Below are 14,880 nucleotides of genomic sequence, written 5' to 3'. Positions count from 1 at the left end.
TGGGACCTGGAGGGAACACCTGCTCATGACGCTACCCATTTTTTTAGTCGGCGCACGCGGTTGCGGTAAAACCACTGTGGGCCAGGCGCTGGCGCTGGCGCAGGGATGTCAATTTATCGATACCGATTTCTGGTTACAGGAAACGGCTCAACAGACCATCGCGGATATCGTTGCCCGTGACGGGTGGGAGGCGTTCCGCGCCCGGGAAACTGAAGCGCTGAAGGCCGTCACCGCGCCCGCGCGGGTGATCGCCACCGGCGGCGGTATTATTTTAAGTGAATGTAATCGGCACTTTATGCGCGAAAAAGGCATCGTCGTTTACCTTTGCGCGCCTGTCGCGGTGCTGGCGGACAGGCTGGAAGCCTTTCCGGAAGAGGGGCAGCGACCGACGCTGACCGGTAAGCCGATTAGCGAAGAGGTTAGCGAAGTGCTGGCGCTGCGCGATGCTCTGTACCGCGAAGCGGCGCACCATGTGGTGAATGCGGCGCAGTCGCCCGACCAGGTGGTATCTGATATTGAGGCGGCATTACAGCTGGCGCGCGCCAGTTAGCGAAACGATTGTCTATACTTATAGCTCGACCGGAAAATGAGGAAGAGCTATGCCGACAAAACCGCCTTATCCGCGTGAAGCCCGCATTGTTGCGATTGAAAAAGGCACGGGAAACCAGACCGTCACCTGGTATCAATTACGCGCCGATCATCCGAAACCGGACTCTTTGATCAGCGAACATCCCACCGAGCAGGAAGCGCTCGACGCCAAAAGGCGTTATGAAGATCCTGACAAAAGCTAAGTCGGGCGACGATTCTTCTGACTGAACGCCTGAACATTACAGAAACGGACTTGTATCACATTTTTTGACTGGCTTAACGTTGTTCAACGGTTACTATTGCATGGTTGCTGGAATTTATTTGAACACGGGAGTGTGATGTTCTCTTTACACGGCATAAGCTGTACTGCCGTGTAAAGAGAGCAAATAAGAACGAGTAGTATTGAAAGGCGGGAAGTAGAAATGAGTGCAACTTTGGCGATCCTGACCATTGGTGTAGTGCCGGTGCAAGCAATTTTACCGCTCCTGACGGAGCATATTTCTGAGCAGCAGATCACGCATATCAGCCTGCTGGGGAAGATGGACCCACAAGAGGTGCGTGAGGAGTACGGCGCAGAAGCTGGCGAGTTCGCCATTCCGACGCGATTACGCGATGACAGTCTCGGCATGGTCTCCCGCACAAAAGTGGAGCGTGATTTGCAGAGCGTTATCGAAGTGCTGGATAACCAGGGCTACGATGTCATTCTGCTCATGAGCACCGCCGATATCCGGGGATTTGTAACGCGCAATGCGATTTTAGTCGAACCGCAGCGCATTATTCCGCCGCTGGTGGCGTCAATTGTTGATGGGCATCAGGTGGGGGTAATTGTTCCGGTACCGGAACTGATGGCGCAGCAGAAGAAAAAGTGGACGGTTCTGGAAAAAGAGCCTTATTACGAACTGGCGCATCCTTACCTTGCGACAGAAAGAGAATTTATTGATGCCGGGCGAGCGCTATTGGAGCGGGGTGCGGATGTGTTGGTGCTGGATTGTCTTGGTTTCCATCAGCAGCACCGCGATTTGCTCCAGAAGGCGCTGGATGTCCCGGTATTATTGTCTAACGTACTGGTGGCGCGACTCGCATCTGAACTGCTGGTCTAGTCGCAGCGCTGTGCAATTTTGCGTGACAGAAGTGAATCCCGGCCCCTATAGTGGCTTTTCATACATTTTCTTTATAAGGGCCAGTCATGCTTCAAAGTAACGAATACTTTTCCGGTAAAGTGAAATCCATTGGTTTTACCAGCAGCAGCACTGGCCGTGCCAGCGTGGGTGTAATGGCGGAAGGGGAATATACATTTAGTACCGCGCAGCCGGAAGAGATGACGGTGGTCAGCGGGGCGCTGAATGTTTTGCTGCCAGGGGAAACCGAGTGGAAAACTTACACGGCGGGCGAAGTATTCAATGTGCCTGGCCAGAGTGAATTCCATTTGCAGGTTGCTGAGCCGAGCTCCTATCTCTGCCGCTACCTGTAATGCAAAACGCCCGGAAAACCCGGGCGTTTCTCTTTTGCGGAAGGCTCAGCGCTGAGCTTCGCCGCCCAAACCTTCCACCAGACTTTGAATCAACGCCGCCAGCTCGCCGGTCATCAGAATAAAATCGGCATCAAAGCGCTGGGCATAATCTTCCCGGTCGATATCTTCGTTCTGATCGCGAATTTCGTCGCAGAACTTCAGGCGTTTCACTGAACCGTCGTCGCAAATCATAAACTGGATGCGCTGCTGCCAGTCGAGCGCCAGCTTGGTCACCACTTTCCCGGCTTCAATGTGTACCGCGATTTCGTCGCTCACCAGATCCTGCTTTTTCGCGCGGATCACGCCGCCATCTTCCAGCATCGCTTTCAGCTCTGCTTCGTCCAGCAACTGGAAACCCTGCGCCACGTTACCGGAACGCACCCACTCGGTCAGCGTCAGCTCAATCGGGTTTTCCAGCGCCAGCGGCACAACCGGCAGCGAACCGAGGCTTTTACGCAGCAGCGCCAGCGTATCTTCTGCTTTTTTGGCGCTGGCGCAGTCAACCATAATTAAGCCGTTAACGGTGTCGATCCACATCATGGTCTGGCTGAAACGACTAAACGCGCGCGGCAGCAGCGAATGCAGTACTTCATCTTTTAGCGAATCTTTTTCCGTTTTCTTCAGCTTGCGGCCCTGTTCGGCTTCAAGACGGGAGATTTTCGCTTCCAGCGCCTGTTTAACCACCGGCGTCGGCAGAATTTTTTCTTCTTTACGGGCGCAGATAATAATCTGACCATTGGCGGTATGGGTCAGTGCGTCGCTGTGTGAACCCATCGGTGGAACCCATCCGGTTTTCGCCATATCCTGACTACCGCATGGAGTAAACGATAGTGGGGCAAGCTGTTTTTCCATCTCTTCCGCTCGCAGCGCCACATCGCGGCTGAGACGGTATACCATTAAATTTTTGAACCACAGCATGATTTTTTTCCACGGCCTTGTCGTTAAATGCAGCGGGCATGATAGCGAATTGTTGTCCGCCTTGCATTGCTAATGCGTGGTCCACCATGAGGAGTTTGATGTGCGTATCGGTATCGATTTAGGTGGTACAAAAACAGAAATTATTGCGCTGGGCGATGGCGGCGAAGAGCTTTTCCGCCATCGGCAGGCCACGCCGCGCGACTATCTGCAAACCATAGAGTTGATTGCAACGTTGGTGGATCTGGCGGAAAAAGAGACCGGCCTGCGGGGAACTGTCGGCATGGGGATCCCTGGTTCCATTTCGCCTTATACCGGAGTGGTGAAAAACGCCAACTCCACCTGGCTGAACGGTAAACCGTTCGACAAAGATTTAAGCCAGCGGCTGCAACGGGAAGTGCGGCTGGCCAACGATGCCAACTGTCTGGCGGTGTCCGAAGCGGTGGATGGCGCAGCGGCCGGGGCGCAAACGGTGTTCGCGGTGATCATTGGCACCGGTTGCGGTTCCGGCGTGGCGATCAACGGACATGTGCACACCGGCGGTAACGGCACGGCGGGCGAGTGGGGGCATAATCCGCTGCCGTGGATGGACGATGACGAACTGCGGTATCGCGCCGAAGTGCCCTGTTACTGCGGCAAGCAAGGCTGTATCGAAACCTTTATCTCTGGCACCGGCTTTGCCACGGATTACCAGCGCTTAAGCGGTAATGCGCTAAAAGGTAATGAGATTATGTGTCTGGTCGGCGAGCAGGATGCGGTGGCTGAACTGGCGCTCAGCCGTTACGAACTGCGGCTGGCGAAGTCGCTGGCGCACGTGGTCAATATTCTCGATCCGGATGTGATTGTCCTTGGCGGCGGCATGAGCAATGTCGACAGGCTGTACCAGACCGTTCCTCTGCTGGTGCGCAACTGGGTGTTTGGCGGCGAATGCGAAACGCCGATCCGCAAAGCGCTGCACGGCGATTCCAGCGGCGTGCGCGGCGCGGCCTGGCTGTGGCCGCAGGGCGAGTAAAACCACAGGCGGAACAGCGGCTTCGCAGGCCGGATAAACAACGGCCCTATCCGGCGAAAGAAGCCGCCACCGGTTGTTTTGCCGGAGGGCGGCTTCGTTTTATCCGGCCTGCGCAACGGCACGTTACCTACGAAACCGCATATTTCCCATCGAGCTTGCTGTAACCCAACCCATTGATTTTCTTCACCTTGATCTGCACCGGGATCCGCTCTTTCATCGCCTCTACATGGCTGATCACGCCAATGGTTTTGCCGCTGGCATTCAGCGCATCGAGGGCGTCGAGCGCGGTATCCAACGTTTCGCTGTCGAGTGTGCCAAAGCCTTCATCAAGGAACAGCGAATCGATGCGGGTTTTATGGCTGACCAAATCCGACAGTGCCAGCGCCAGCGCAAGGCTGACAAGGAAGCTTTCGCCGCCGGAGAGCGTACGCGTATCGCGCACCGCATCCGCCTGCCAGGTATCCACCACTTCCAGCTCCAGCGCCTCGCTGGCTTTGCGTTTCAGCAGGTAACGGCCATGCAGGCGCGTAAGCTGGTTGTTCGCCAGCCAGACGAGGTTATCCAGCGTCAGTCCCTGCGCGAATTTGCGGAATTTATCTCCCTCTTTCGAGCCGATAAGCGCATTGAGATGACCCCAATCGTCATACAACGCGCTGGCCTGCCCGATCTCCTGCAACACTGCCTGCTGGCGCGCACGGTTATCGGCATCCTGTTTTAACTGCTGGCGGAGTTCTCCCTGGCGAGTGGTGTTTTCGCGCAATTGACGTGAAACCTGTTCCAGCGCCTGCGCGACGCTGTCGGCGGTGGCGTTTTCCTCCAGCCCGACAGGCGGCTGCGCCCGATGGGCGGCAACGGCTTGTTCGGCGCTGGCGGCCAGCGCCTGTTTCTGCTGGCAATCGGCATCAAGTTTTTGGCGCAGTTGCTCCAGCCGCTGGCGTTCGTCATCGGAAAGCAGCGCACTGAGAAACGCGTGTTTATCGGCAAAGACGCTATTTTCCAGCGCCGCAAGGAACTGTTTCTCCAGCGCTTCGGCCGTTTCGCTCTCCTGCGCCAGTTGCTGGTGCAGGGTTTGCCATTGGCTTCGCAGCGACACACAGTTGTCATGCACCTGTCGCCAGCCTTCCAGCGCCACGTTTTGCGCTTCGGTGGGCGTTTCGTCGGTGGGCAGCGTATCGAGGATGGGCGTAAGCAGTGCGATCTGCTCTTGCAGCGCGATCTGCTGTTGCTGCTGCTGTTGCCATTGCTCGGCTTCCTGCGCGCGTGCCGCCAGCCACGCGGCTTCTTCGCCTTCCGGCGGCAGAGTCAGATCCAGTTGTTGCAGCGCCGCAGCCAGCGTGTCGCGGCGGGTGGTGACTGCCTGCTGGTATTGTTCGCTCTGCTGTTGCAGTTCATTGATTTGAAAAAGTAATGTCTGGCGCTGGTTGAGCAGATAGAGCTGGTGTTCATACGCATCCTGCGCGCTTTGCCAACTGGTCAATCCGCGGTGCGGATCCAGCGTAACGTTCAACTGCTCGCACAGCGCGGCCCACTCCTGCAACCCCGTTTGTTCATCCTGCTGGAGCGTGTGGACTTCGCGCGCGTCTTTTTCATAGCGCTCGGCTAAGCCTTTCAGCCGCTCGCCCAGCGCCACGCCTTCTTCTTTTACTTTTTGCACTTCATCAAACAGCAGCTGACGGCGAGCCTGGTTCACGCCCGGCTCGATCGTCTGGTAGTGGGCAACCGCCGGATGTTCTGTAGCGCCGCACAGCGGACAGGGCTGACCCGCCTGCAGACGTGCGCGATCGCTCTCCAGACTTTTGATGGTCTTTTCCAGCTCGCAGATGGTGGTGACTTCTGTCAGCAACTGGTTTTTTTCTTTATACAACGCGCGTTTTTGTTCCCGCTCTGCGTTGAGCTTTTCCTGCTCGGCTTGCAGATCCCGCAGGCTTTGCTGGCGCAGGCTCAGTTGTTTACGCAGCGGGGCGAAGCGGGCGTGCAGGGCGGCGAGCTGCTGGCGCAGAGGGCGATGTTGTGCGCACTGCGCCATCGCCGCAGCCGTCTCTTCCACCGTCAGTTCCAGCGTGGCTTCCGGCAGCGTTTGCAGTTTCTGCTGATGTGTCAGTACGCGCTGTTGCAGGCTTTGCCACTGCTTTTTCTCCTCTTCCAACTGGTTAAACAGCACGCGCCAGCCGGTCAGTTCGCTGTGCCAGCGCTGGAAGAGGGCATGTTCGTCCAGCCAGCTGGCAACCGTTTTTTGACTGCCGAGCAGAACGGCATGCTTCTCGACGGCGGTTGCGCGGATACGCGCGCGCTGTAGCAGGCTGGCATGTAAGCGAGTATTTACTTCTTCACTCTGGCTGCGGGTACGGGCCAGCGCTTTATGCTGCTCTTCAAGACGTTCCCACAGCGGGCGTAACTGCAAGGCTGGTTGCGCCAGGGCAAGCCGCGCTAGCTGTGGCTGTGCGGCGGTCAGCGCCTGCTGCGCCTGCACCTGCGCGGCTTGCGCCCGTCCGAGCGCGGCACGGAGTTCGGCTTCTCGGTTTAGCCATTGCGCCTGTGCCTGCGTGGTTTGTTGCCCGGCCAGCAGCGTTTTTTCTTGGTCAGTAAGCGCCTGCAAACCTGTATTCAGTTGCTGGCGCTGTTCATCATTGAGCAGTACCACGCCTTCCGCCTGCGCCTGTAGCTGTTCCAGCCGGGTTTTAGCCGCTTTATGTTTCTCAAACACCATCGCTGAAATCTGGCCATAGATTTCCGTGCCGGTCAGCTCTTCCAGCAGCTCGGCGCGTTCGCGCGGTTTGGCATTAAGGAACGCGGCAAACTGCCCCTGTGACAGCAGCATTGAGCGGGTAAAGCGGCCATAGTCCAGCCCGGTTAATGAGGCGGTGAGATCGAGTTTATCTTTGACTTTATCGGCGAGGATTTTGCCGTCGGCGCAGGCCGCCAGCTCTACGCGCGGCGCTTGCAGGTTGCCATCTGCCTGACCGCGCGCGCGGCTCTGGCTCCAGAAAGCGCGGTAAGCAATGCCTTTTACTTCAAATTCCACTTCCGCCAGGCACTCGGCGGTATCGCGGGTCATCAGATCGTTTTGCGATTGTGACAGGGTGCTAAGGCGCGGCGTTTCGTGGTACAGCGCCAGACAAATGGCGTCGAGCAGGGTGGTTTTTCCTGCGCCCGTCGCGCCGGTAATGGCGAACAAACCGTTGCTGGCGAACGGCTCTTCGGTAAAGTCGATTTTCCATTCGCCTTTCAGCGAGTTGAGGTTTTTTAACCGCAAACTGAGGATCTTCATGCCTCTTTCTCCGCATCCAGCGCCTGGCGCGCTTCACTGAACAAGGCTTGCAGGCGCGCCGTCTGCATCTCATCGATCTCTTCCTGCGCCAGGCGGCGGGCGAAGACCTCTTCAACTTTCAATTCACTGAGCGTTTCCCGCAACTCCCCGGCGAGGATCCGCTCCCGCTGTTCGCGGCTGCGACGCACCAGCAGTACTTCGACGGGCAAATCTTCGGTGACTTGCTGAATTTTACGTTGCATATCAGCCAGATATTCGTGGCTTTCAATTTCAATATCCAGCCAGACTGGCGTATTGGCGGGCGCATCGCGCCACTGTTCAAGCTGGCGGCAAATCCCGGAGAAATCGCCTTTGATCACCGCCAGCGGCTGCGTGGCCGGAACGTCGAGCGCGGTCACTTCCGCCAGCTTGCCGTCGCTGAACGTGACCAGATTGACGCTTTTACGCTTTCCGGTTTCATCAAAACTCAGCGCGATCGGTGAACCGCAGTAGCGAATGTGCTCCAGGCCGCCAATTTTCTGCGCGCGGTGAATATGCCCAAGCGCAATATAGTCGGCTGGCGGGAAATTCTCCGCCGGGAAGGCATCCAGCGTGCCGATATAGATGTCACGTACTGCGTCACTTTTGCTGGCGCCGACGGTGGTTAAATGGCCGCTGGCGATAATCGGCAGCGCCTGCTCGCCGCGCAGAATGCAGGCGGCGTCATACTGCTTCTGATAGTAATCGGTAATGGCCGCCAGCAGATGTTGCTGTTTTTCCTGCCCTGATAATCCGGCCTGGCTGATAACCATGTCGCGCGGGCGTAAAAACGGCACCGGACAGAAAACGGCGCCGGGCGTACCCTCCCGACGTTTGAGCCAGAATGGCGCAGCGCCGGCGCTGGCGACCACGGTGGTCTTCAGGTAAGCGAGGATCTCTTTCGATTCATTCAGCGTCGCCACGGAATCATGGTTGCCCGCCAGTACCACTAACTGGCAGCCGGTTTGCTGGAGTTTCACCACAAAGCGGTTATATAACTCGCGGGCATAACTGGGTGGGGAACCGGTATCAAAGATGTCGCCTGCGACAATAATGGCGTCCACCTGGTGTTGTTCTGCCGCATTCAGCAGCCAGTCGAGAAAGGCGTCATGTTCGGCAGCGCGGCTTTTACTGTAAAAGTTCTGACCCAAATGCCAGTCTGAAGTGTGAATAATGCGCATAGCAATTCCGTGGCGAAAATGGATAAACGCGATTATAACATTCAGGATGTTAGAGACATTAACTGCGTGAATATTCGCGCTGTCATAATGCTGCGGGCAGGGTCATCTGGTGGTCATGTTATTCATAAATCTGTCATAAAACTGACGCATAATGGCGCCGCTATACAAACTGACGACTTATACGAGAAAACAGGGCGAATTATGGCGAGACGAATTCTGGTCGTTGAAGATGAAGCACCGATCCGTGAAATGGTGTGCTTTGTGCTCGAGCAAAATGGATTTCAACCGGTAGAAGCTGAAGATTATGACAGTGCGGTGAACCAACTTAACGAACCCTGGCCAGACCTGGTTTTACTGGACTGGATGTTGCCTGGCGGTTCCGGTATTCAGTTTATTAAGCACCTGAAACGCGAGGCCATGACCCGTGATATTCCGGTGATGATGCTGACGGCGCGCGGCGAAGAGGAAGATCGCGTGCGCGGTCTGGAAACCGGTGCGGATGATTACATTACCAAACCCTTCTCACCGAAAGAGCTGGTTGCCCGTATTAAAGCGGTGATGCGCCGTATTTCACCGATGGCGGTGGAAGAAGTGATTGAAATGCAGGGACTTAGCCTTGATCCCTCTTCGCATCGCGTGATGACCGGCGAAAATCCGCTGGATATGGGGCCGACGGAGTTTAAACTCTTACACTTCTTTATGACCCACCCGGAACGCGTGTACAGCCGTGAACAACTGCTGAACCATGTCTGGGGAACCAATGTTTACGTCGAAGACAGAACGGTTGATGTCCATATTCGTCGCCTGCGCAAAGCGCTGGAACACAGCGGTCACGATCGTATGGTGCAAACGGTGCGCGGCACGGGATATCGTTTTTCGACCCGTTTCTGAAATTTGACAGGAGTGTGACGCGTGCTGGAACGGCTGTCATGGAAAAGGCTGGTGCTGGAGCTCCTCCTTTGTTGTCTACCCGCCTTTATACTCGGCGCGATTTTCGGTTACCTGCCCTGGTTTTTATTTGCCGCGGTAACCGGGCTGCTGATCTGGCATTTCTGGAATTTACTGCGCCTCTCCTGGTGGTTGTGGGTCGATAAAAGTATGACTCCACCGCCCGGCACAGGAAGCTGGGAGCCGCTGTTATACGGGCTGCACCAGATGCAGATGCGTAATAAAAAGCGGCGGCGCGAGCTGGGCAATCTCATCAAACGCTTTCGCAGCGGTGCGGAATCGCTGCCGGATGCGGTCATTCTCACCACCGAAGAAGGGTCGATTTTCTGGTGCAACGGCCTGGCGCAACAGCTGCTGGGGCTGCGCTGGCCGGATGATAACGGGCAGAACATCCTGAACCTGCTGCGCTACCCTGAATTCACGCAGTATCTTAAAAAACAAGAATTTACCCGACCACTGAATCTGGTGCTGAACAGCGGACGCCATCTGGAGATCCGCGTGATGCCTTACAGCGAACAGCAACTGCTGCTGGTGGCGCGCGATGTTACGCAGATGCACCAACTGGAAGGCGCGCGGCGTAACTTTTTCGCTAATGTCAGCCATGAGCTGCGCACGCCGTTGACAGTGCTGCAAGGTTACCTGGAGATGATGCAGGAGCAGACGCTGGAAGGCGCGCCGCGCGAAAAAGCGCTGCATACCATGCGTGAGCAGACATCGCGGATGGAAGGGCTGGTGCGCCAGTTGCTGACGTTGTCGAAAATTGAAGCTGCGCCGACGCTGCCGCCAAATGAGACCATCGATGTGCCGATGATGCTGCACCTGGTTGAACGGGAAGCGCAGACGCTCAGCCAAAAAAAGCACCATCTGGAGTTTGAAGTCGATAACGCCTTAAAAGTGCTCGGTAATGAGGAGCAATTGCGCAGCGCCATCTCCAATCTGGTCTATAACGCGGTGAATCATACGCCCGCCGGAACGCACATTATTGTGCGCTGGCAGCATGTGCCGCAGGGGGCGGAATTCAGCGTTGAGGATAATGGCCCGGGGATTGCTGCCGAACATATTCCGCGTCTGACCGAGCGTTTTTACCGCGTCGATAAAGCCCGTTCCCGACAAACCGGCGGTAGCGGCCTTGGGCTGGCGATCGTGAAACATGCCGTCAATCATCACGAAAGCCGTCTTGATATTGCGAGTACCCCCGGTAAAGGCACGCGCTTTAGCTTTGTTCTGCCGGAACGTCTGGTTGCCAAAACTCCTGCTGCCTGACGCCCCTGTCAGCTTATCTTTCCAGCGGCCTGTCAAAACAGGCCGCCATTTTCTGCTGTTTACCCACGATGAAACCTATTTTGTACGGGTGATGCTTTTTTGTTCGCATGATCAGCCATGTGTTTTTCTTATAAATGGAGTATTGGACTGGTTATTTGTCTTGATCCAGCATATCCATCTGGTTTTGCGATCCCATCTTGCCTTCAAACGTTATAAGCGTTTAAATTGCGCCCCTGACGTTGTCAGACCGACTATGTTTACGTGGTAAATCGAAAAACTATACTCCGCCACGTTGCATATGAAGCATTTCCCGCTGATTTTTCTCGGTTTATACGCGTTATTGTCCGGCAGGGAAGGCGAAAAATTCACCATTATTTACAACACCACATCCACAGGCAGTAAACTTATGACCTATCACTTAAAACCACGAGACATTGTTGCTCTGGGCTTTATGACCTTCGCCTTGTTCGTTGGCGCAGGGAATATCATTTTTCCGCCGATGGTCGGCTTGCAGGCGGGTGAACACGTCTGGATGGCGGCGTTTGGTTTTCTGATTACCGCCGTAGGCCTGCCGGTGCTGACCGTCGTCGCGCTGGCCAAAGTGGGTGGTGGTGTGGATAGCCTGAGTACGCCGATCGGTAAAGTCGCTGGCGTACTGCTGGCAACCGTTTGTTATCTGGCGGTAGGGCCGTTGTTCGCCACGCCGCGTACGGCGACCGTTTCGTTTGAGGTGGGGATTGCGCCGCTGACCGGCGATGGCGCGATGCCGCTTGTGATCTACAGCATCGTCTATTTTGCGCTGGTGATTCTGGTATCGCTCTATCCGGGCAAACTGCTGGATACCGTGGGCAACTTCCTTGCTCCGCTGAAAATTATTGCGCTGACCATTCTCTCGATTGCGGCGATCGTCTGGCCGGCTGGCCCTATCAGCCATGCGCTGGAAGCTTATCAGACGGCGCCATTCTCTAACGGCTTCGTTAATGGCTATCTGACGATGGATACGCTGGGCGCGATGGTGTTCGGTATCGTGATCGTGAATGCCGCCCGTTCGCGCGGCGTGACCGAAGCGCGTCTGCTGACCCGCTACACCGTCTGGGCCGGGCTGATGGCGGGCGTGGGTCTGACGCTGCTCTATCTGGCGCTGTTCCGCCTGGGTTCAGACAGCGCGACGCTGGTGGATCAATCCGCTAACGGCGCAGCGATTCTGCATGCTTACGTTCAGCACACCTTTGGTGGCGCGGGCAGCTTCCTGCTGGCGGCGTTGATCTTCATCGCTTGCCTGGTGACGGCGGTTGGCCTGACCTGCGCCTGCGCCGAGTTTTTCGCGCAGTATCTGCCGCTCTCTTACCGTTCGCTGGTGTTTATTCTGGGCATCTTCTCGATGGCGGTCTCCAACCTGGGGCTGAGCCACCTGATTCAGATCTCCATCCCGGTGCTGACGATGATCTACCCGCCGTGCATCGTGCTGGTGGTGCTGAGCTTCAGCCGTTCGTGGTGGAACAACTCCACCCGCGTAATTGCGCCGGCCATGTTTATCAGCCTGCTTTTTGGTATCCTTGACGGCGTGAAAGCATCCGCCTTTGCTGAGCATTTACCAGCCTGGACACAGCGTTTGCCGCTGGCGGAACAGGGGCTGGCCTGGTTGATGCCGAGCCTGGTGATGGTGATTCTGGCGGCAGTCTGGGATCGCACCGCCGGGCGTCAGGTGACTTCCAGCGCGCATTAACAGTTGCGGATACGGTTTGTTTAACCACGGGGTTTGGCGCTCCGTGGTTTTTTATTTTTGTGTTGAATAATGGCAGTGGAAACAATGGAAAGTACGAATAAGCTGAAGCGCGGGTTAAGCACTCGCCACATCCGCTTTATGGCGCTGGGATCGGCGATCGGCACCGGGCTGTTTTATGGCTCCGCCGATGCCATCAAAATGGCCGGGCCGAGCGTATTGCTGGCCTACATTATTGGTGGTGTCGCCGCGTATATCATAATGCGTGCGCTGGGTGAAATGTCGGTACATAACCCTTCCGCCAGCTCGTTCTCTCGCTATGCACAGGAAAACCTCGGCCCGCTTGCTGGCTATATCACTGGCTGGACCTACTGTTTTGAAATCCTGATTGTGGCGATTGCCGATGTGACGGCTTTCGGCATCTATATGGGCGTCTGGTTCCCGACGGTGCCGCACTGGATCTGGGTGCTGAGCGTGGTGATGATCATCTGCGCCATTAACCTGATGAGCGTAAAAGTCTTCGGCGAACTGGAGTTCTGGTTCTCGTTCTTTAAAGTCGCCACCATTATCATCATGATCCTCGCCGGTTTCGGCATCATCATCTGGGGTATCGGCAACGGCGGGCAGCCGACCGGGATCAGCAATTTGTGGAGCCACGGCGGTTTCTTCAGTAATGGCTGGCTGGGTACGGTGATGGCGCTGCAAATGGTGATGTTCGCCTACGGCGGTATCGAAATCATCGGCATCACCGCCGGTGAAGCAAAAGATCCGGAAAAATCGATCCCGCGCGCCATTAACTCCGTACCGATGCGCATTCTGGTGTTTTATGTCGGGACACTGTTCGTCATTATGTCCATCTACCCGTGGAACCAGGTCGGTACTGACGGCAGCCCGTTTGTCCTGACCTTCCAGCATATGGGCATTACCTTTGCCGCCAGCATTCTTAACTTTGTGGTGCTGACCGCTTCGCTTTCGGCGATCAATAGCGATGTTTTTGGCGTGGGGCGTATGCTGCACGGCATGGCGGAGCAGGGCAGCGCACCGAAGATGTTTGCCAAAACCTCTCGTCGCGGCATCCCGTGGGTGACGGTCATGGTGATGACCGTTGCGCTGCTGCTGGCGGTTTACCTGAACTACATCATGCCGGAGAACGTTTTCCTGGTGATTGCGTCGCTGGCGACCTTTGCCACGGTATGGGTGTGGATCATGATTTTGCTGTCGCAAATCGGTTTCCGCCGCCGTCTCTCTGCCGATGAAGTGAAGGCGCTGAAATTCAAAGTGCCGGGCGGCGTCATCACCACGGTCGTGGGGCTGCTGTTCCTTGTATTTATCATCGCGCTGATTGGCTGGCACCCGGAAACCCGCATTTCGCTGTATGTGGGCCTGGCGTGGATTGCGCTGTTGCTGATTGGCTGGAAGTTTAAAAAATCCGCCTGATGGCGGCTACGCCTTATCAGGCCTGCAGGTTTTGTCGGCCTGATAAGCGTCGTGCCACTGGCAAAAAATCACACCACCGGCGTCAGCATTTTCCCGTCCTGAAAGTAACTCACCAGGTTGTTGATGGTCAGATCCGCCATCGCCTGGCGGGTTTCCGCCGTGTTACTGGCAATATGCGGCAGCAGTACGACATTTTGCAGCTCGCGCAGCGGCAGGGGAATATGGGGTTCGTTCTCAAACACATCCAGCCCCGCGCCGCGTAACTTTCCTTCCTGTAGCACTGCAATCAGCGCGTCGGTATCCACCACGCTGCCACGTGCAATATTCACCAGAATCCCTGCAGGCCCCAGCGCTTCCAGTACTTCACGATTAATGACATGATGCGTTTTCGCCCCGCCGGGTAGCGTCAGCACCAGAAAATCCACTGCCCGCGCCAGTTCAACGATGCTCTGATGGCGTTGCCAGAGACTATTCCGGGCTTCCCGGGGGCTGAAATAGTGGATCGGCATATTGAACGCCGCCGCGCGCCGGGCAACGTCGTGACCGATATTGCCCATGCCGACAATCCCGCAGCGTTTGCCGCTCATTTTCCAGGCCCCAGGAAATGCGGCATGCTCCCATTGCCCCGCGCGGGCGAAGCGATCGGCTTCGCAAATTTTACGCGTCACCGCCAGCATCAGCGCCAGCCCGGTATCGGCGACGCACTCATTGAGCACGTTTGGCGTGTTGCTGACGGTGATCCCCCGGCGACGGCAGGTTTCGAGATCGGTTGCATCAACGCCCACACCAAAACCGCTGATCGCCTCCAGCGCCGGAAGCTGCTCAATCAGCGCGGTACTGATGCCTTTGGCGGCGCGGGTTAACGCACCGCGAATGGCATGCGCATGGTCGCGCAGCAGCGTTTGTGCATCCTGCTGCCAGTATTTATGCACCACAAAATGCTGTTCGAGGGTGGTAATCATCGGTTGGGGAATTTCAGTAATGACAAGGATTTCGGGTTTATTTTTCATACTTATT

13 protein-coding genes are annotated in these 14,880 nt (G+C 56.3%); 9 read left to right on the top strand and 4 right to left on the bottom strand.

Translation table 11 applies throughout. The annotated features are described in order from the left end of the window. Nucleotides 1-25 precede the first annotated feature (25 nt). The 4 genes from aroL to ppnP all read left to right on the top strand — a co-directional run bounded on the left by aroL (nt 26) and on the right by ppnP (nt 2,059). Nucleotides 26-550, top strand: a complete 525-nt coding sequence (aroL, locus tag AWR26_RS19875) for a shikimate kinase AroL (protein ID WP_043954681.1) — start codon at nt 26-28, stop codon at nt 548-550. A 49-nt stretch (nt 551-599) separates the two neighbouring features. Next, a complete protein-coding gene (gene yaiA / locus AWR26_RS19870) occupies nt 600-791 on the top strand; it encodes a protein YaiA (RefSeq protein ID WP_007373465.1) in 192 nt (63 codons plus the stop codon). Between the two features lie 219 nt (nt 792-1,010). After that, a complete protein-coding gene (locus tag AWR26_RS19865) occupies nt 1,011-1,688 on the top strand; it encodes an AroM family protein (protein WP_064568229.1) in 678 nt (225 codons plus the stop codon). 86 nt (nt 1,689-1,774) lie between these two features. Then, entirely contained in the window at nt 1,775-2,059 is a 285-nt protein-coding gene (gene ppnP / locus AWR26_RS19860) for a pyrimidine/purine nucleoside phosphorylase (protein WP_043954677.1), read from the top strand. 45 nt (nt 2,060-2,104) lie between these two features. Here the strand turns inward: ppnP and rdgC are convergent, their stop codons facing one another. Then, complete coding sequence (gene rdgC / locus AWR26_RS19855) at nt 2,105-3,016, bottom strand: recombination-associated protein RdgC (RefSeq protein ID WP_064568228.1); 912 nt, start codon at nt 3,014-3,016, stop codon at nt 2,105-2,107. Nucleotides 3,017-3,116: 100 nt separating this feature from the next. Between rdgC and mak the strand changes: the two genes are divergently transcribed. Continuing rightward, nucleotides 3,117-4,025 carry a fructokinase gene (mak, locus tag AWR26_RS19850; RefSeq protein WP_064568227.1) on the top strand — a complete coding sequence of 303 codons (909 nt, stop codon included), beginning with the start codon at nt 3,117-3,119 and terminating at the stop codon, nt 4,023-4,025. Between the two features lie 127 nt (nt 4,026-4,152). Here the strand turns inward: mak and sbcC are convergent, their stop codons facing one another. Both sbcC and sbcD read right to left on the bottom strand, forming a co-directional pair. Further along, entirely contained in the window at nt 4,153-7,293 is a 3,141-nt protein-coding gene (sbcC, locus tag AWR26_RS19845) for an exonuclease subunit SbcC (protein ID WP_064568226.1), read from the bottom strand. Further along, nucleotides 7,290-8,492 (bottom strand): exonuclease subunit SbcD, encoded by a 1,203-nt coding sequence (sbcD, locus tag AWR26_RS19840; RefSeq protein WP_064568225.1) that lies wholly within the window; start codon nt 8,490-8,492, stop codon nt 7,290-7,292. The genes sbcC and sbcD overlap by 4 nt, the downstream gene beginning before the upstream one ends. Before the next feature lie 201 nt (nt 8,493-8,693). Here sbcD and phoB point away from each other — a divergent pair, with 201 nt between their 5' ends. The 4 genes from phoB to proY all read left to right on the top strand — a co-directional run bounded on the left by phoB (nt 8,694) and on the right by proY (nt 13,863). Further along, a complete protein-coding gene (gene phoB, locus AWR26_RS19835) occupies nt 8,694-9,383 on the top strand; it encodes a phosphate response regulator transcription factor PhoB (protein ID WP_007373472.1) in 690 nt (229 codons plus the stop codon). 21 nt (nt 9,384-9,404) lie between these two features. Then, nucleotides 9,405-10,703 (top strand): phosphate regulon sensor histidine kinase PhoR, encoded by a 1,299-nt coding sequence (gene phoR / locus AWR26_RS19830; protein ID WP_064568224.1) that lies wholly within the window; start codon nt 9,405-9,407, stop codon nt 10,701-10,703. Nucleotides 10,704-11,109: 406 nt separating this feature from the next. Further along, nucleotides 11,110-12,429, top strand: a complete 1,320-nt coding sequence (brnQ, locus tag AWR26_RS19825; RefSeq protein WP_064569069.1) for a branched-chain amino acid transporter carrier protein BrnQ — start codon at nt 11,110-11,112, stop codon at nt 12,427-12,429. Nucleotides 12,430-12,513: 84 nt separating this feature from the next. Further along, nucleotides 12,514-13,863: a proline-specific permease ProY gene (proY, locus tag AWR26_RS19820; protein WP_064568223.1), complete on the top strand. Its 1,350-nt coding sequence runs from the start codon at nt 12,514-12,516 to the stop codon at nt 13,861-13,863. Nucleotides 13,864-13,931: 68 nt separating this feature from the next. On the opposite strand, the gene AWR26_RS19815 is transcribed toward proY, so the two are convergent. Beyond that, entirely contained in the window at nt 13,932-14,873 is a 942-nt protein-coding gene (locus tag AWR26_RS19815; protein WP_064568222.1) for a 2-hydroxyacid dehydrogenase, read from the bottom strand. Nucleotides 14,874-14,880: the final 7 nt, after the last annotated feature.

This window comes from Kosakonia oryzae, assembly GCF_001658025.2.
Taxonomy (GTDB): Bacteria; Pseudomonadota; Gammaproteobacteria; order Enterobacterales; family Enterobacteriaceae; genus Kosakonia; species Kosakonia oryzae.
This window is presented reverse-complemented; position numbering and strand designations above follow the sequence as displayed.

Bases quoted from the DNA above. Each gene is read 5' to 3' on its own strand.
- aroL (WP_043954681.1), top strand. From the start codon at position 26: ATGACGCTACCCATTTTTTTAGTCGGCGCACGCGGTTGCGGTAAAACC.
- yaiA (WP_007373465.1), top strand. From the start codon at position 600: ATGCCGACAAAACCGCCTTATCCGCGTGAAGCCCGCATTGTTGCGATT.
- ppnP (WP_043954677.1), top strand. From the start codon at position 1,775: ATGCTTCAAAGTAACGAATACTTTTCCGGTAAAGTGAAATCCATTGGT.
- proY (WP_064568223.1), top strand. From the start codon at position 12,514: ATGGAAAGTACGAATAAGCTGAAGCGCGGGTTAAGCACTCGCCACATC.
- sbcD (WP_064568225.1), bottom strand. From the start codon at position 8,492: ATGCGCATTATTCACACTTCAGACTGGCATTTGGGTCAGAACTTTTAC.
- rdgC (WP_064568228.1), bottom strand. From the start codon at position 3,016: ATGCTGTGGTTCAAAAATTTAATGGTATACCGTCTCAGCCGCGATGTG.
- sbcC (WP_064568226.1), bottom strand. From the start codon at position 7,293: ATGAAGATCCTCAGTTTGCGGTTAAAAAACCTCAACTCGCTGAAAGGC.
- phoB (WP_007373472.1), top strand. From the start codon at position 8,694: ATGGCGAGACGAATTCTGGTCGTTGAAGATGAAGCACCGATCCGTGAA.
- AWR26_RS19815 (WP_064568222.1), bottom strand. From the start codon at position 14,873: ATGAAAAATAAACCCGAAATCCTTGTCATTACTGAAATTCCCCAACCG.
- AWR26_RS19865 (WP_064568229.1), top strand. From the start codon at position 1,011: ATGAGTGCAACTTTGGCGATCCTGACCATTGGTGTAGTGCCGGTGCAA.
- brnQ (WP_064569069.1), top strand. From the start codon at position 11,110: ATGACCTATCACTTAAAACCACGAGACATTGTTGCTCTGGGCTTTATG.